Below are 15547 nucleotides of genomic sequence, written 5' to 3'. Positions count from 1 at the left end.
CGAGAGGAGAACAATCATGACTGATAACGCTTCGGCGGCGCCTGCCGCCAAGGTTCCTGCTGCCAGATTCGGGGGCAAGGGGCTCAACATCGGCATCGCGGTTGCCGCCGTGCTCACCGTCGCGGGGCTGGTGCTCTGGGGCATGCAGCTGTCCGGCGGCCTCGTGCAGACGGGCATGCGCAACTTCGATTCCTGGGGGCTCTACATCACCATGTTCATGTTCCTGGTGGGCCTGTCGGCCGGCGGGCTGATCATCTCGAGCGCGCCGCGCGTGCTGGGGGTCGAGGGGTTCGGCGGCATCTCGAAGGTGGCCGTGTGGACCTCGATCTGCTGCACAGTGCTGGCCATCGGATTCGTGGTCGTGGATCTCGGCCAGCCGCTGCGCCTGTGGGAGCTGTTCGCGTACTCGAACCTGGGTTCGCCGCTCATGTGGGACATCGCGGTGCTGGCAACGTACCTCGTCCTTTCCATCGTGTATTTGTGGGCCATGCTGCGCTACGAGTCGGGCAAGGGCTCGGCCGTATCGCTGCGCGTGATCTCCACCATCGCGCTGATCACGGCCATCCTCGTGCACAGCGTGACCGCATGGATCTTCGGGCTGCAGCAGGGTCGCGAGATGTGGCACACCGCCCTTCTGGCCCCGTGGTTCGTGTCCTCGGCGCTGGTGTGTGGCGTGGCGCTCGTGCTCGTCGTGGTCATCGCGCTGCGCAAGGCGGGCTATTTGGAGCTCGACCAGAAGCACGTCGTCAAGATGCTCAAGCTCCTCGGCGTGTTCGTTTGCGTGGACCTGTACTTCTTCGGCTGCGACCTGCTCACCGAGGGCTTCCCGGCCGGGTCGGGAGCCGATATCGTGGCCATGCTGACCACCGGAGCGCTGGCGCCCTTCTTCTGGATCGAGGTGCTGGGCTGCGCCGCCACCGCCGTGATCGCCTTTACTCCGAAGCTGCGCACGAACCCGCTCATCGTGGTCGCGTCGCTGCTGGCTATCGCCGGTATCTTCTGCAAGCGCGTGCAGCTGCTGGTGGGCGGGTTCCAGATTCCGAACCTGGACTACGCCGGTCCCATGACGCAGTACACGGTGACCGACTGGACGTCGGGCATGGCGGGCGCCTACCAGGGCATGGTGTACTGGCCGACGCCGATGGAATTCGGGATCGTGCTGGGCGTCTTCGGGCTGGGGGCGTTGATGCTCCTCGTGGGCCTCAAGTTCCTGCCCCTCAAGCCGACCGAGCGCTCGCATTAGCCTGCCAGACGGGGATCCGGCGCCCCGGATCCCCGCTTCTTCGATTGCGGAAGGTGAGCCATGGTTCGGAGATTCCTCATAACGCTCGCGGCGTTCGCCGTTGTCGGAGCCTGCGTGTTCGCGGTCGGAATCGCCGCCGATCCCGCGACCGGCATCCGAGCCGTCGAGGTTGATTCCCCGTGCCCGGCCGTCGGGTGCGCATCGGGGTCGTGTCACGGTTTCGACGACGTGCCCGAGCCCGACGGCGTCCACGAGATGGCGTGCCCCGAGGCGGGGTGTGCGTCTGTCGAGTGCCACGCTTGGGACACGCTGGCCACGCGCTACCATCAGGCGTCCGACGCGAGCCTGAACCTGTGGATTCTGGCGCCCGTGGCCTTGGTCGTGGGCCTTGTGCTGATCGTGCGGAAGGGGTAGGGGATGGACAGGCGCAATCTGGCGATCGACATCGCCGCCCTTGCCGTCTACCTGGTGGCAGCGAACCCGGCCGTCACGGGCATCGGCATCCATGAGTGGTTAGGCCTCGGCATGCCGGTCATTTTTTTCGTGCATGCTGCGATGCACGTCGACTGGGTGATTGAGGCCGTGCGCGGGTCGTTTGTGCGTCTATCGTGGGCGCGCACGGGAAACGCCGTGCTCGACCTCGTCATTGTCGCCGTGGTCATGGTCGTGATGGTGTCGGGGGTCATGGTGTCGGGCGCGGTGCTGCCGGCGCTGGGGCTGTACGCGGACGGCTACTACTTTTGGGATCCGCTGCACGCGATGTCCGCAAAGCTGTTGCTGGCTCTGATGCTCGTGCATGTCGCGGTGCATTGGCCCTGGCTCGCGAAGGTTTTCAAGAAGAGGAAGGAAAAGCATGAAGGACGCGGCTGTGAATGACGAGCTCTGGCAAACCCGCGCCGCCGCCTGGGAGCTCGCGGCGCTGAGCCTGCGCTACCCGGGCTCGGAGCTGGCCGAGGCCGCGGCGGGCGGCGAGTGGGACGAGGCGGCGGGGGAGATCCTGGCAGCGCTGGGCCTGCCCGCGGAGGTCCCCGCGGCGGCGGGCGAGGGCGGCTGCGACACCGCGGGTCCTGCTGGTGCCGACGCGCTCCTGCGCGCCCTGCGCCCGGAGGCCACGCGCCTGTTCGTCGGGGCGCCCGAGCCAGCCTGCTCGCCCTACGAGGGCGTGTGGGCCGCAGAGGCCGACGGGGTGCAGCCGCTTTTGTTCGTGAACCCCCGCTCCATGGAGGTCGAGCGCTTCATGAGGTCCTGCGGCCTCGGCCGCCCCGAGGGCACCAACGAGCCCCTCGACCACGTCGCGACCGAGTGCGAGCTCCTCGAGCGCCTGGCCCTGCGCGCGGCCGGCGCCCCGGCTTCCGAGGGAGCCCCGGCCGACGCCGACCTTCCGGGCGGAAGCCCTGGGGCCGCCTACGGGCGGTTCCTCTCCGGGCACGCCCGGGCCTGGATGCCAGCCTTCGCCGAGCGCCTGGCCGCCCAGTCCCGCCATCCCTTCTACCGCGCGGCGGCGGCCTACCTGGGGGCGCTCGTCGGGTAGGCCTCCGACGCTTTGGACGCAAAACGGTACCCATGGCAATCCTGACGGCGGAATCAGGTTACGAGAGCTCGCTGAATAGTACCCACCTGGGGTTTTGCACGTGATCCTGATCGGACGGCATGCAAAACAGGTCTCGAGATTGTCATGGGGGCTGATTCGCGCCCAATCTCGCCGGGCTTCCCGCCGCGATCGGAGCGCATGGTCGAGCGAGCTGAATCTATGCAGCGCGCCGCGCGACCTACCGAGTGCCGCCGGGCGGACTCTCCCTATTCAATCGCGTACGCATTGCTCCTCGATAGTTTCTTGTGCGCGAAATAGCGTTTCTTGCATGATTCTTGCATACGATTCTTGACTTTCATGTGTTAGAATATGCCGCATCCCGTGGGGGAGTAGTCGGCCTTGAACGAGGTGGCTGCGTCAACATGCTGCTTCCGCTCGAAGCTGGCGCAACCTTAAACGACAAGACTCGCGGTGTGGCGCACGCGTCGCACCGCTCATCATGCAGCCGGCGCGCACGCCGGTATTTTTATGCCTAAACCGTGGAGTGCGGGGCGGCCAGGGGGGCCGCAAGCGGACGAGAGGAAAACCCATGGGATTCGTGGAGCTGTTGTTGCTGGCGATCGGCCTGTCGATGGATGCGTTCGCCGTGTCGGTATGCAAAGGCCTGTGCATGAAGCGGCTCAACCTGCGCCAGGCGACGGTCGTCGCGCTGTTCTTCGGCGGCTTCCAGGCGCTCATGCCGCTTGTCGGATGGGCGCTGGGCACGCAGTTCGAGCAGTTCATCACGCCGGTGGATCATTGGATCGCCTTCGTGCTTTTGGCCCTCATCGGCGGGAAAATGCTGTGGGACGCCTTCCATGAGGACGACGAGGAGCTGTCCTGCCCGGCCGACGGTAAGCTCGACCTGCGCGAGCTCGTGATGCTCGCCGTCGCCACGAGCATCGACGCGTTGGCCGTGGGCATCACGTTCGCGTTCTTGCGCGTGGACATCCTCACGTCCGTGGGGCTGATCGGCGTGACGACGTTCGCCCTGTCCATCGTCGGCGTGGCCGTGGGCCACCGCTTCGGCGCCCGCTACGAGAAGCCCGCCACCGTCGTCGGCGGCATCGTCCTCATCCTCATCGGCCTCAAGATCCTGCTGGAGCATCTGGGGATCATAGCCTTCTAGAGAGCCGGACGAGACGGCGCTCCGGTCGGGATGGCAACCGGGCGCGCTCGCTCAAGACGACGGTCGGCCCCTACATAATAGGGTAGCTTCCCAGCACCTTGACCTCGCGCAGCTTGAGGCGCAGGCAGTTGAGCGCGGTCTGCACGGCAAGGTCGTTCACGTTCTCCTTGAACTCGATGAAGAACATGTAGTCGCCGAGCGCCTGCTTGGTAGGGCGCGACTGGATCATCGACAGGTTGATGCCCGCGTAGGCGAACTCCGACAGGATCATGTTCAGCGTGCCGGCGCGGTCCACCTGCAAGAACAGCGCGAGCGAGGTCTTGTAGCGATCGCCGGTGAACACGGGGGGATGCCCCTGGCGGCCGATGAGCGCGAACGACGTCTGATTCCCGAAATGATCCTCGATCTCGCGCTCCTCGACGCGCGCGCCGTACAGCTCGGCCGCGAACGCGTTGGCGATACCCGCGACGCGCGGGTTCTCCATGACCAGCCGCGCGCTCTCGGCGGTGGACGACGTGGTGATGGTGGACCTGCCCGGTAGGCGCTCGCTCAGGAAGCGGCGGCACTGCGCGAGCCCCTGGGCGTGCGAGGCCACCGTGGCAACGTCCTCGATCTTCGCGTCGGGGTGCATGACAAGGCAATGGTGGATGTCGATGACCTCTTCGCCGAGGATGGTGGCCGAGCTTTTGAAGGAGAAGTTGTCCAGCGTGGCCGTGACGGACCCTTCGAGCGAGTTCTCCTTCGCCACCACGCCGAACTCGCATTTGCCGCGATCGACGCAGTCGAACACTTCGTCGAACGAGGCGCACTCGAACAGGTTTGGCTCGTCGATGCCGAGGCGGGCTGCGAACGCGCGCGCGGCTTCGTCGGTGTAGGTTCCGGCAGGGCCGAGGTAGGCGAATACGGGTTCGGTTGAAGCCATGGGTCCAATCCTTCTATCGGGGTTCTCGGTTATTCGTGCTTGTGCTATCATACCCGTCTTCACGACAAGATGAACGGCGGTGAACGAGAAACCAACGGGAGTTCTCACCTGTTAGCGGTATGCATAGAGAGGGGCGAAAAAAGTATCCCCCTGCATGAAAATGCATAAAGTAGCTAATCAAGTGTATAACTCATGTTACGTGGATGTTGATGCGTAACATTTTTCAGCCACTTGCGGGTCAAACGTTGCGCTCGCGCCCTCGCTGTGCGTTTTAATTCTGGAGTCGTGGAAAATACTGAATCAGCAAGCATTGGAAGACGAGAGCACCTGAGGAGGTGTGCACATGGAAACAGAGGCCACAGTTTCAGAGTTTCAGAACATGCTTTCCGCGCGCGGCGTCAGCCGCCGCAGCTTCATGAAGCTCTGCGGCGCCGTTGCGGTCGCGGCCGGATTGTCCGAGCTCGCTGCGCCGCGCGTGGCGCAGGCCCTCGAGAAATCCGTGATCGGCGCAACGAAGGGCAAGCTGTATCCGGTTATCTGGATCGAGGGCGCGTCGTGCACGGGTTGTACCGAGTCGTTTGCGCAGGTCGAGACGCCGGATGCGGCTTCGATCGTGCTGGACATGATCTCGCTCAACTACTCCGAGACCCTGTCGGCGGCAGCCGGCTGGTCGATGGAGGAGGCCAAGGAGCAGACGATCGAGGCCGGCAATTACATCCTCGTGTACGAGGGAGCTGTGCTGGAAGGCTGGGGAGGCCAGGCTCTGCGCGTCGCCGACAAGCCCGGTACGGAGCATCTGATCGAGGCTGCCGAGAAAGCCAACGCCGTAGTCGCGCTGGGTTCCTGCGCGGTCAACGGCGGCTGGATGGGCGCTCATCCCAACCAGGCGGGTGCGCTCGGCGTGCAGGCGTTCCTGAAGAAGGCCGGCATCAACACGCCGGTTGTGAACGTTCCCGGTTGCCCGGCCAACCCCGAGTGGCTCGTGGCCGTGCTGGCGGACGTGATCTTCCTTGAGAAGCTTCCCGCGCTCAACAGCGAGGACAAGCCTGCCGGCATCTTCGACCAGACGATCCACGACAACTGCGAGCGCCGCGGCCACTTCGAGAACGGCGAGTTCGTGTACAAGTTCGGCTCCGAGGAAGAGGCCAAGGGATACTGCCTGTACCCGCTTGGCTGCCGCGGACCTCAGACGAAGGCGAACTGCGGCGTGACCATGTGGAACAACCGTCGCAGCTGGTGCGTGCAGTCCGGCGCTCCCTGCATCGGATGCTGCGAGGCCAACCCGAACGATCCCGGCCATAACTGGGTCGAGGTCAACACCCCGTTCTACAAGCGTCATCGCGACCTGCGCATCGGCGACTGGATGGTTCAGCCCGGCACTATCGCGCTCGGCATCACCGGCATTCTTGCCGCGGCCCTCGTGGTGCACGGTTTCGGCATGAAGATCACCGGCCGCATGGACGGCGGCGCCGACTTCGAGAAGGTGCGCGGCTGGGACGCGAAGCATCCCGACAAGTCCATCGGCAAGTACGACGAGGCCGACCTTAACAACGACGACAAAAAAGAAGGGAGGTAAGCCCTTATGACTCGTTCAGTCATCGACCCGATTACCCGTATCGAAGGCCATCTCCGCGTCGAGATGGAAGTGACCAACGGCAAGGTTTCCGATGCCTGGGTGTCCGGCGGCTGCTTCCGCGGCATGGAGATGGTCGTCGAGAACCGCACGCCCGAGGATGCTGCCCAGATCGTGCAGCGCATCTGCGGCGTGTGCCCGGTGTCCCACGCCCACTCGTCCGCTATCGCGGCCGAAAAAGCCTACGGCATCAAGATCTCGAACAACGCGCGCATCATCCGCAACCTGCTGGAAGGCGCGCAGTTCCTGCACAGCCATATCCTGTGGTTCTACAACCTGGCTGCCCTCGACTACGTGAACCCGCTGAACGCCCTCAAGGCCGATCCGGCGGACGCTTACGACCTTGCTCAGGCTGCAGGCACCTCCATGAACAGCGACTTCGTCGCGCTCAAGGAGCGTCTGGCGAATTTCGCCGACAACGGCCAGCTGTCCATCTTCTCCGGCAACTGGTTCGACGCGGAGGACGGCACGGCTTACCAGCTGCCGCCCGAGCTCGACCTCATCTGCACGGCTCACTACCTTGAGGCGCTGACGATGCAGGCCAAGGCTTCGCAGATCTCCGCTATCATCGGCGGAAAGATGCCGCACGTCATGACGCTGGTACCGGGCGGCACGGCCTTCGTGCCCACCGATCAGAAGCTTGACGAGTTGAAAGCCCTTGCCGATGAGATTTACGACTGGGTCGAGTCGACCATGATCCCCGACACCCTTGCTATCGCGCCGTACTACATCGATGCGTTGAACTGGGGAAAGGGCTGCGGCCGCTATGTGGCTTGGGGCGTGTTCGAGGGCCCGGGCGACTACGCCAGCTACACCGAGCAGATGGCGAACCGCTACCTGCCCATGGGCGTCATCGACGACAAGCTCAACCTCTCCGACGTGCAGGAGAATCTCATCACCGAGTACATGGGCCGCTCCTGGTACAAGGGCGATGCCACGTACACGTCGCCGTACTTCGTCACCGAGCCGGAGTACACCGAGTACAACGTCGAGGACCGCTACACGTGGGTCAAGTGCCCCGCCTACGACGGCAAGCCTTACGAGGCTGGCGGGCTTTCCCGCGTCTTGGCCGCGTACAAGCGCAACGTGCCGTTCGTGGTCGAGCAGGTTGACGGCCTTCTGGAAGCGCTCGGCGCTCCCGGGCAGATCGGGGTCGCGCAGTCGACGCTCGGCCGCACCGCCGTTCGCCAGATCGAGACGCTCTACATCGCCGGCCTCATGAAGGACTGGGTTGCCGAGCTCATCGAGGCGCTGAAGAGCGGCGACAGCGAGTACTTCCGCGAGCCGTCCACCATCACCGGCGCCGGCACGGGCTTCTGGGAGGCTCCGCGCGGCGCGCTCTACCACTCCGAGAGCATCAAGGACGGCAAGATCGAGGGTTATCAGATCATCATCCCGACGACGTGGAACCTCGCTCCCATCAACGAGAGCGGCGAGCACGGCCCGATGGAGCAGGCGCTTATCGGCAACCCGGTGGGCGACATCGAGAAGCCGATCAACGCGCTGCGCACGGTGCACAGCTTCGACCCCTGCACGGCCTGCGCGGTGCACATCACCGAGCCGGCGACGGGCAAGAGCTTCGAGACCGTCACGAGCCCTTGGGGGGTGAAGTAACATGGCGCACTTGGCACATTACCGCGAAGCGCATCCGATGCCCTTCGTCATCACGCACTGGATCAACCTTGTTGCGATGATCCTCCTGATCATCACGGGCTTCAGCATCCACTTCCCGTTCTGGGGCGGCTTCATGGGCATAGCCCGCGGAGTTCATGTGTTCCTGGGCTTCGTGCTGTTCATCAACTGCATCGTCCGCGTGATCATGGCTTTCTTCGTGAAGTCCGCGCCGGATGGCGGCACCCGCTACCAGGTCACGGACTACAAGACGTGGCTGCCGCAGGCTGACAACCGTCACCAGCTGGGCGCGTGGATTCGCTACTATCTGTTCTTCAAGAAGGATCACCCGCTGGGCGCCAAGCTCGGCGTGCCTCAGAAGATCAGCTACCTGGCCATCCCCATCCTCATCATCGTGATGTTCTACACGGGTCTCGCCCTGTGGGCTCCGACGATGAACTGGGCGTTCTTTGCGGCAGGCACTGATCTGGTGGGCGGCCTCATGTCGATGCGCATCATCCACTACTTCATGATGTACATCTTCATCTGCTTCATGCTCATCCATATCTACCTGGCGAACATCGAGGGCATCTCTCCGACGCTGCTCATGTTCTTCTGGAAAGAGCACGGCGGTCTGGTGTACGACCCCGAGAAGCACACCATCGTGGGCGAGGACGACCTCAAGCACGGCGAAAAGGCGTAAGCTTCCAGCTTCGGCACTGACGAAAGGACCCGGGAAACCGGGTCCTTTCACGTCCGGAGTGGGGCGGGGAATCGCGTGCCAGGGGTGTGTGGAGGGGACGGGGGATTTGACGCACCAGGGGACTTCGTGTGTCAAATCCCCCGTCCCCTCGACACGCGCTCAAGATGAGGGAGGTCCTCGCTAGCCCTGTTCGCGCTCGACGAACCTGACGAAGGCGTCGGCTTGGGCTTCGAGGTAGGGTGCCGAGGATTCCAGCTTGAGGCGCCCCTGCTCGTCGGCCTGCGTGGCGATATGGGGGATGCACAGGCGCGGCTTGTTCATCACGTGCGCGTCGAGGAAGCTCAGCATGCCCACGAGCTGATCTTGAGCATGCGAGGCGCCGCTCATGCCGATGCTCGCGCCGGCCAGCGCGACGGGCTTCTCCGCCAGCACCTGCGCTTCGGTGGCGCTTACGGGGCGCGACAGCCAGTCCAGGAGGTTCTTCAGCGGTCCGGGGATCGCGTGGTTGTACTCGGGGCTGAACAGCCACAAGCCGTCTGTTTCGCGAACGGCCTCGCGCACGCGCGTCACCGCTTCGGGGGCGGGATGCTCGATATCCTGGTTCATGAACGGCACGTCTTCCCAGCGGAGAATGCCGTATCCGACCTCCGGGTGCTTCTCGCGCATCAGGGCTCCGGCCGCTTCGGCCAGTTGCCGGTTATAGCTGTTCTCGCGCAGGGACCCTGCGATTGCCAGCAGCTTCATGACGTCTCCTTCCGCTCGGCTAAAGCCCCCTCATGTGCGGGACTTCCTCGTCTATAATGGCAGACAATCGACGAAGGTACGAAAGGGATAACGAATTGTGACTGAATTGACCGACGAACAGATCGCTCGCGAAGAGAAGTTCCTCGAGGGTATTCCCCGGCTCAACATCGGCGCGCTGTTCCTGCCGCCTATCTGGGGCCCCGCGCACGGCATGTGGGCCGCTATCCTGTTCTATCCCATCTGGCTGTTCGCCGACAACACGTTCTATGCGGCATTCACCGAGCGCACGCCGCTGGCAATAGGCATCGCGTTGATCGTATTGCTCACGCTGACGGTGGGCACGGTGGTGTTCGCCATCCTGGGCCAGCCCTTCGCGGCGCATCGCGCGGCGAGCCTCGGTCAGGACAAGGAGACGTACCTCAAGCGCGAGCGCATCTGGACGATAGCGAGCGTGATCGCAGGGATCGCGATGATCGCGGCGGCGACGTACTACAACTTGGTCATCCGCCCGACGGTGGGGGCGTAAGGTGGGTGCTGCCCGGCGCATCGCGGTGTTCTGCGTTGGCAACAAGCTTATGCTCGACGACGGCGTAGGCCCTGCCGTGTACGAGGAGCTGCTGACGCGATACGATATTCCCGACAACGTGGAGCTGTTCGATTTGGGTTGCCTCTCGCTCAACATGATCGAGCGCGTGCGCGAGTACGACGTTATCATCACGGTGGATGCAGTTGACGGCACCGATGCCGATCCTGGCACGGTGTTTCGCTTCGAGCCCGATGCCATGGCGCGCCATTCGGGGGCAACAGCGTCGCTGCACGATCTCAAGCTGGTCGACCTGTTCGACGCCGCTGCGCTTTTAGGCTACGAAGCCGAGGGCCTGTGCCTGGGAATGCAGGTGGAGAACCCATCGCCTGCCGTGGTCACCGTGGGGCTGACTCCGAAAGTGGATGCGGCGCTGCCCCTGTTGGTCGAGACGGTGGCAGGGGAGCTTGCGCGCCTGGGCTCGCCTTTGCGAGCGCGGGCCTAGATCGATCTGATGCGCTGGAAGACGCGGGACTAAGAGGCCGTCTGCGGCGTGATGAACCGTTCCTCGAAGCTATGCGCCGGAATGGGGCACGAGACGAAGAAACCCTGGATGCTGTCGGCGCCGATGGCGCGCACGGCGTCGAGCTCGGTGGGTTCTTCCACCCCTTCGACCGTCACCTCGATGCCCACGCTATGGCACAGCTCGATGACCGCGTCTATGAACGCGCGGTTGAACGCTTCCCGGTGGATGTCCTTGATGAACAGGCGGTCGATCTTCACGATGTCGGCGGGCGACTGGGCCAGCAGGCCAAGCGACGAGTAACCGGTGCCGAAATCGTCCATGGCGATGCGGATGCCGATGGAGCGCAGACGGTCGAACGTGGCGCGCAGCGCGTCCATGTCGGTGACGAAGTAGCTCTCGGTCATCTCCAGCACGATGGACGCCGGGTCGACCCCGGTGCGCTCGACGAGCTGCTCCACGAACGGCACGAAGTCGGCGTCGAGCAGCTGCAGGTAGGAGATGTTCACGTCCATGATGAAGCCGGGATGCGTTTCCGACCAGCGCTTGCACTGCGTGAACGACTGCTCCAGCACCCAGCGGCCCACCTGGCCGATGAGCCCGTACGACTCCAGCACGGGAATGAACTCCACCGGCGAGAGCTGGCCGTGCTCCTTGGAACTCCAACGTAAAAGCGCTTCCGCTCCGGCGATGTCCATGGTTTCCGCGCATACGAGCGGCTGGTAGTACAGCTCGAAGTTCTTCATATCGTCGAGGACGGAAGACTGCATGTAGTCGCTGATCTCCAGGCGGCGAAGCTTCGTCGCGATCGTCGCGGACGAGAAGAACGTGGAAGTGTTCTTGCCGCGCTGTTTGCTCTCTTCCAACGCGTTCTCCGCGTTGCGCAGCAGATCCTGGGCGCTCTGGGCGTCTTGGCCGATCATCGCGATGCCGGCCGACACCATGCAGAAGAAGCTCAAGTCGTCGATGGTGTGTTGGCGGTTCGCAACCACGTGGATGGCGTGGTAGAGCTCTTCCATGGCGGCGCAGCCGGCGCCGTCCATCACGATAGCGAACACGTCGCCATCGAGGCGGAACATGGACGCTCCTTCGGGGATGAGGCGTTGGGTGGACTGGGCGAACATTCTGAGCACGGTGTTTCCGAAAGCGTGGCCGTTCAGCAGGTTGATGCGAGAAAAGTCATCGAGCCCCAACAGCATGACGCCGCCCTGCGATTCGCAGGCGATGAGCCGATCGATGAGGTTCGTGCATTCGTCGTGCGTGAACAGCCCGGTGACCGAGTCGATTTTACCCTTGCGCTCCAGACAGGTGACCACGCCGGCGAACATCGTCGGCTGGCCGTTCTCGTCGCGCTTCAGAAGTCCGCGACACATCACCCAGATACTTTCTCCCAGGGCGTTCTTCACCTGGTATTCGAGATCGTGGCAGTCGGTTTCCCCTGAGAGCATGCTGTCGATCGAATCATCGAAGCGCTTCCGATCGCGTTCGACGATGAGTTCTCTCCAGAGAGGGATGAGGCCGGGAACGAGGCTGTCCGGCAGGTCGAAGTCGTCGCGCATGTTGTCGGAGACGAGCGCGATATCGCGTTGCATGTCGATGATGTACAGGTAGTCGTCCGTGCTGAACGCTATAGCGTCGTAGAACAGTCGCGCGTCGAGCTCGAACGACTTCAGCGCTTCTTTCGTGTCCAAGAAGTGCGCTCCGTTTCAATGATCCGTTGAGCATGCCTTCTGTATTGTAAACGCAATCGGTGCGTTTTCGAGCGTAAATGCTTATCGAAGAGGGGAAGATTTTCATCGATGGGAAAATGTGCCGGATGGCGGCGCAATGACGAAGGCTTCTCGTTTTGTCCACAGTGCGCCGTTGCGCCCGCGCGCCGGCATAACTTGGGGTAACGTACCGGAGGAAACGATTGACGCGAAGGAGCATCCGCTCATGCACATCCACACCATCAGCGCTTACGAGACTTCGGCAGAAGAGTTCTTCAAGCGCCTCGTCGACTGGAAGGTCGACCTCGTGGTGGACACGAGGCTGAAGAACACGAACCAGCTGGCCGGCTTCACGAAGCGTGACGACCTGGCCTATTTCGTCGAGGAGCTCGTCCATGCCCGTTATGTGCACGACAAGCTGTTCGCCCCGGCGCCCACCATGATGGAGCGCTATATCCACGGCAACATCGGGTGGGACGCCTACGCCGATGCCTACCGCGAGGACATGCGCGAGCGTGAGGCCGTGCCGCAGTTCTTCGACCGTTACGGGGACTGCGAGTCCGTGGCGCTGGTGGGAACCGCCACGCGCTCTCGCCGCTCCCATGTAGAAGTGCTCGCCGAGATGTTGGAGGAGTTCCAGAAGGAGTAGGGAGGCAACTCCCCCGTCATCCTGAGCGAGCGCAAGCATTCGACAGTCCGGTGTACTGTCGAACTCCCGAGCACGCGAAGCGAGCGCAGGGAGGCACCGCGAAGCGGGAACGCGAAGGGTACCGTGCGGCGTTAGCTGTTAGCGTTACGGCTGTCGCCACGCGGGATCCTTCGACTGAGCGCCTGCGGCGCTCCGCTCAGGATGACAAAGGGAATGAGCGTCATCCCTTGAAAAACTAGCGATTGTTAGTTAATATACTAGCAGTCGCTAGTTTTGTAGAGGAGAGACCATGCGGGGGAAGGACACGAAGGAACGCATCGTCGAGGAGGCGTTCGCGTTGTTCGCATCGCGCGGCTTCCATGCGGTGTCGGTGCGCGACATCGCGGCGGCCGTCGGCATCAAGGACGCGTCGCTGTACAACCATTTTTCCGGCAAGCAGGCCATATTCGACGCCATCGTGCGCGATGCGCTGGAGCGGACGCGTCGGTTCTTCGGAGAGCGCAGCATCCTGTTCGACGTCTCCGACGACGCGACGCCGTACGAGGAGATGAACGCCGAGCGCATACACGAGATGGTGCTGCCGTCGTTTCGCTACTTCTTCGAGGATCCGTACATGGTGCGCCTGCGCCATTTGCTGGTGATCAGCCAGTTCGAGAGCGAGGAGGCGGGGCGCGTCTACCGCCTCGTGTTCGTCGAGCAGCCCATGGCGCTGCAGCGCACCATCTTCGAGCATCTCATGGCGACGGGCGAGTTCGTCCGCGACGACGCCGCGCAGATGGCCGTCGAACTGCAGGGCGTCCCGTTCATGCTCATGCATGCGGGTCTGACATGGGAGGAAGCCGAACCGCGGCTCGCCGCCCACGTCGAGCGGTTCGCGCGGGCGCATACGGCGGCGGGGCGGGGCATTCGAGGAGGGGAGCGGGCATGAGCACGGTGGTTGTGTATTCGTCGCAGACGGGGTTCACGAAGCGCTACGCGGAGTGGCTTGCGGAGGAGCTGGGGTGCCAGGCGGTGTCGCTCGGCGACGAGCCGCGGTTCGACGCAAGCGGTTTCGACGTGGTGGTGCTGGGCGGATGGCTTCATGCGGGAGGGCTCGCGGGCAAGAAGTGGCTTGCGCGCGCCCGTGAGAAGCATCTGCAGACGCGGTTCGTCGTGTTCGCAGTGGGCGCGACGCCCGTGGAATGGACCGACATGGTGGAAGAGGCGCTTGCCAAGGAGCTGCCGTCGCCGGAGTTCGACGACGTGGAGCGCTTCTACCTGCGCGGCGGGTTCGCCTACGAGCGCCTGGGCTTGCCGGACAAGCTGGCCATGAAGCTGTTCTTCAAGATGCAGGAGAAAAACGCCGCCGCCGACCCGCGCACCGCCGAGATGCTCGAGGGCATGCGCGGCGGCTTCGACGGCACCGACCGCGCCGCCATCGCGCCGGTCGCGGCGCGCGTCCGCGCGCTTGACGCCGCCGCGGTGCCGGCGGGAAGCGCGGAGCGCGCATGAACGCGGCGCGCCGCATCGTGCGCGTCATCTGCGTGTTCAACGGGGTGTGCGCGGTGGTGTGCGGCGGCTTCATGATGGCGGGCGCTGCGGGCATCCTGCCGCCCGCGTTCGGCGAGCTCTTCGGCTTCTTCGACCTCATGGTGCCCTTGATTCAGCGGATGCCGCTGCCTGCGTATATGACGGCCGATCTGTTCTGGCCGGGGCTTGCCCTTGCGCTCGTGAACGGGGTGGCAAACCTCGTGGCCGCTGTGCTGTTCGCGCGCAGCGATGGGCGCGCGCGTTCGTGGGCGCTGCTGGCCGGCGCGCTGCTCATCGTCTGGTGCGTGTTCGAGCTCGTGTACCTGCCGAATCCGGTCTCGGTGATCTACCTGGTGATCGGCCTCGTGCAGACGGCATGCGCGGTGGTGATGCGTCCCGCGCGCTAGCGGCGCGCGGGTTCGTGCCGCATGAGGCCGTGGGCCGTGCAGTACGTGTAGAGCTTCGCGCCGGCGAGGCGGGGCAGGCGCGCTTCGGCGCCCTGCTCGGGGTAGAGTTTTTCGACGGCCATGCGGTCGAAGCCCACGACGGCGACGAAGCCGAGGTGGTGCTGCTTGTTCATCTCGTGGTCGAAGGTGACGTACCAGTCGCCCTCGATCGGCTCGACGTGCACGGCGTGCGCCTCGTCGGCTGGCAAGGCGACGAGCGGGGGCAGCTTCCTGCCGCAGCAGGACACTTCGGCGTCGCCGGTGGTGACGATCACGTTGCCGCAGGCGGGGCAGACGCGGAATGCGGTGCGTTTCATGGTTCCTCCCGTTCGGGCATCGACGGCCAGGCGGCCGTCGAGCAGCGTTTCCACGGGAGTTCCCAAGCGTTCGGACAGGCCGGGCAAAAGCTCGACGTCGGGGCAGCCGCCTCCGCGCTCCCACTTGGACACGGCCTTGTCGGTGACGCCGAGCGCGTCGGCGAGCTGGCGCTGGGTGAGCCCGCGCTCCTCGCGAAGCGCGCGGATGAGCGTGCCGGTGTTTCTGGCGTCCATGGCGTTCCTCCCTGGTTTTTCGGACGGCGTTCACGATACGCGCGCGCCGCGGCCGGCGCAATGAACGCTCCGTAGAGTCGCG

The 15547-nt window shown here is 64.1% G+C and carries 18 protein-coding genes; 14 read left to right on the top strand and 4 right to left on the bottom strand.

The genetic code is table 11. From position 1 onward, the window contains the following. Positions 1-16 precede the first annotated feature (16 nt). The 5 genes from nrfD (at position 17) to GT590_RS06525 (ending at position 3942) form a co-directional block, all read left to right on the top strand. The gene (gene nrfD / locus GT590_RS06545) at positions 17-1243 is read left to right on the top strand and encodes an NrfD/PsrC family molybdoenzyme membrane anchor subunit (RefSeq protein ID WP_114516705.1); all 1227 of its coding nucleotides are present in this window, start codon (positions 17-19) and stop codon (positions 1241-1243) included. A 60-nt stretch (positions 1244-1303) separates the two neighbouring features. Continuing rightward, positions 1304-1657 (top strand): hypothetical protein, encoded by a 354-nt coding sequence (locus GT590_RS06540; protein WP_114516704.1) that lies wholly within the window; start codon positions 1304-1306, stop codon positions 1655-1657. A gap of 3 nt (positions 1658-1660) precedes the next feature. Next, positions 1661-2119, top strand: a complete 459-nt coding sequence (locus tag GT590_RS06535; RefSeq protein ID WP_114516703.1) for a DUF4405 domain-containing protein — start codon at positions 1661-1663, stop codon at positions 2117-2119. Continuing rightward, positions 2040-2774: a molecular chaperone gene (locus tag GT590_RS06530; protein WP_240129770.1), complete on the top strand. Its 735-nt coding sequence runs from the start codon at positions 2040-2042 to the stop codon at positions 2772-2774. The genes GT590_RS06535 and GT590_RS06530 overlap by 80 nt, the downstream gene beginning before the upstream one ends. A gap of 589 nt (positions 2775-3363) precedes the next feature. Beyond that, entirely contained in the window at positions 3364-3942 is a 579-nt protein-coding gene (locus GT590_RS06525) for a manganese efflux pump MntP family protein (protein WP_009608315.1), read from the top strand. Between the two features lie 70 nt (positions 3943-4012). On the opposite strand, the gene pheA is transcribed toward GT590_RS06525, so the two are convergent. Beyond that, positions 4013-4864 carry a prephenate dehydratase gene (pheA, locus tag GT590_RS06520; RefSeq protein WP_009304600.1) on the bottom strand — a complete coding sequence of 284 codons (852 nt, stop codon included), beginning with the start codon at positions 4862-4864 and terminating at the stop codon, positions 4013-4015. Positions 4865-5207: 343 nt separating this feature from the next. Here pheA and GT590_RS06515 point away from each other — a divergent pair, with 343 nt between their 5' ends. From GT590_RS06515 to GT590_RS06505, 3 genes are read left to right on the top strand one after another with little or no spacing between them, the layout of a single operon-like run. After that, positions 5208-6440 (top strand): hydrogenase small subunit, encoded by a 1233-nt coding sequence (locus GT590_RS06515; RefSeq protein ID WP_009304599.1) that lies wholly within the window; start codon positions 5208-5210, stop codon positions 6438-6440. Positions 6441-6446: 6 nt separating this feature from the next. Then, entirely contained in the window at positions 6447-8111 is a 1665-nt protein-coding gene (locus tag GT590_RS06510) for a nickel-dependent hydrogenase large subunit (protein WP_009304598.1), read from the top strand. Between the two features lies 1 nt (position 8112). Further along, complete coding sequence (locus tag GT590_RS06505; protein WP_009304597.1) at positions 8113-8811, top strand: cytochrome b/b6 domain-containing protein; 699 nt, start codon at positions 8113-8115, stop codon at positions 8809-8811. 180 nt (positions 8812-8991) lie between these two features. Here GT590_RS06505 and GT590_RS06500 read toward each other — a convergent pair whose 3' ends face one another. Next, positions 8992-9555, bottom strand: a complete 564-nt coding sequence (locus GT590_RS06500; protein WP_009608368.1) for an NADPH-dependent FMN reductase — start codon at positions 9553-9555, stop codon at positions 8992-8994. A 97-nt stretch (positions 9556-9652) separates the two neighbouring features. Between GT590_RS06500 and GT590_RS06495 the strand changes: the two genes are divergently transcribed. Then, positions 9653-10081, top strand: a complete 429-nt coding sequence (locus GT590_RS06495) for a hypothetical protein (RefSeq protein ID WP_009304595.1) — start codon at positions 9653-9655, stop codon at positions 10079-10081. Between the two features lies 1 nt (position 10082). Then, positions 10083-10583, top strand: a complete 501-nt coding sequence (locus GT590_RS06490; protein WP_009304594.1) for a hydrogenase maturation protease — start codon at positions 10083-10085, stop codon at positions 10581-10583. A gap of 29 nt (positions 10584-10612) precedes the next feature. On the opposite strand, the gene GT590_RS06485 is transcribed toward GT590_RS06490, so the two are convergent. Further along, positions 10613-12292, bottom strand: coding sequence for a bifunctional diguanylate cyclase/phosphodiesterase (locus tag GT590_RS06485; RefSeq protein WP_009608295.1), 1680 nt, complete (start codon positions 12290-12292; stop codon positions 10613-10615). A 244-nt stretch (positions 12293-12536) separates the two neighbouring features. Between GT590_RS06485 and GT590_RS06480 the strand changes: the two genes are divergently transcribed. The 4 genes from GT590_RS06480 (at position 12537) to GT590_RS06465 (ending at position 14875) form a co-directional block, all read left to right on the top strand. Further along, positions 12537-12959 (top strand): DUF488 domain-containing protein, encoded by a 423-nt coding sequence (locus GT590_RS06480; RefSeq protein ID WP_009304592.1) that lies wholly within the window; start codon positions 12537-12539, stop codon positions 12957-12959. Between the two features lie 289 nt (positions 12960-13248). Next, complete coding sequence (locus GT590_RS06475; RefSeq protein WP_009608292.1) at positions 13249-13887, top strand: TetR/AcrR family transcriptional regulator; 639 nt, start codon at positions 13249-13251, stop codon at positions 13885-13887. Continuing rightward, entirely contained in the window at positions 13884-14450 is a 567-nt protein-coding gene (locus tag GT590_RS06470) for a flavodoxin domain-containing protein (RefSeq protein WP_009608303.1), read from the top strand. The genes GT590_RS06475 and GT590_RS06470 overlap by 4 nt, the downstream gene beginning before the upstream one ends. After that, positions 14447-14875 (top strand): hypothetical protein, encoded by a 429-nt coding sequence (locus GT590_RS06465; RefSeq protein ID WP_009608308.1) that lies wholly within the window; start codon positions 14447-14449, stop codon positions 14873-14875. Before GT590_RS06470 ends, GT590_RS06465 begins: the two co-directional genes overlap by 4 nt. Here the strand turns inward: GT590_RS06465 and GT590_RS06460 are convergent. After that, on the bottom strand, positions 14872-15465 hold the full coding sequence (locus tag GT590_RS06460; RefSeq protein WP_009608369.1) for a helix-turn-helix domain-containing protein: 594 nt from the start codon (positions 15463-15465) through the stop codon (positions 14872-14874). The genes GT590_RS06465 and GT590_RS06460 overlap by 4 nt on opposite strands. Between the last annotated feature and the right edge of the window lie 82 nt (positions 15466-15547).

The sequence above is a fragment of the Eggerthella sp. BIOML-A1 genome (assembly GCF_009875595.1).
Taxonomy (GTDB): Bacteria; Actinomycetota; Coriobacteriia; order Coriobacteriales; family Eggerthellaceae; genus Eggerthella; species Eggerthella lenta.
Note: the sequence above shows the minus strand (reverse complement) of the source record. Positions and strands in the feature narration are given on the sequence as shown.

Excerpts from the sequence above, each read along its gene's own strand:
- GT590_RS06510 (WP_009304598.1), top strand. The coding sequence starts at position 6,447 with ATGACTCGTTCAGTCATCGACCCGATTACCCGTATCGAAGGCCATCTC.
- GT590_RS06460 (WP_009608369.1), bottom strand. The coding sequence starts at position 15,465 with ATGGACGCCAGAAACACCGGCACGCTCATCCGCGCGCTTCGCGAGGAG.
- GT590_RS06530 (WP_240129770.1), top strand. The coding sequence starts at position 2,040 with ATGTCGCGGTGCATTGGCCCTGGCTCGCGAAGGTTTTCAAGAAGAGGA.
- GT590_RS06500 (WP_009608368.1), bottom strand. The coding sequence starts at position 9,555 with ATGAAGCTGCTGGCAATCGCAGGGTCCCTGCGCGAGAACAGCTATAAC.
- GT590_RS06505 (WP_009304597.1), top strand. The coding sequence starts at position 8,113 with ATGGCGCACTTGGCACATTACCGCGAAGCGCATCCGATGCCCTTCGTC.
- GT590_RS06475 (WP_009608292.1), top strand. The coding sequence starts at position 13,249 with ATGCGGGGGAAGGACACGAAGGAACGCATCGTCGAGGAGGCGTTCGCG.
- GT590_RS06540 (WP_114516704.1), top strand. The coding sequence starts at position 1,304 with ATGGTTCGGAGATTCCTCATAACGCTCGCGGCGTTCGCCGTTGTCGGA.
- GT590_RS06465 (WP_009608308.1), top strand. The coding sequence starts at position 14,447 with ATGAACGCGGCGCGCCGCATCGTGCGCGTCATCTGCGTGTTCAACGGG.
- GT590_RS06515 (WP_009304599.1), top strand. The coding sequence starts at position 5,208 with ATGGAAACAGAGGCCACAGTTTCAGAGTTTCAGAACATGCTTTCCGCG.
- GT590_RS06470 (WP_009608303.1), top strand. The coding sequence starts at position 13,884 with ATGAGCACGGTGGTTGTGTATTCGTCGCAGACGGGGTTCACGAAGCGC.
- pheA (WP_009304600.1), bottom strand. The coding sequence starts at position 4,864 with ATGGCTTCAACCGAACCCGTATTCGCCTACCTCGGCCCTGCCGGAACC.
- nrfD (WP_114516705.1), top strand. The coding sequence starts at position 17 with ATGACTGATAACGCTTCGGCGGCGCCTGCCGCCAAGGTTCCTGCTGCC.
- GT590_RS06480 (WP_009304592.1), top strand. The coding sequence starts at position 12,537 with ATGCACATCCACACCATCAGCGCTTACGAGACTTCGGCAGAAGAGTTC.
- GT590_RS06525 (WP_009608315.1), top strand. The coding sequence starts at position 3,364 with ATGGGATTCGTGGAGCTGTTGTTGCTGGCGATCGGCCTGTCGATGGAT.
- GT590_RS06535 (WP_114516703.1), top strand. The coding sequence starts at position 1,661 with ATGGACAGGCGCAATCTGGCGATCGACATCGCCGCCCTTGCCGTCTAC.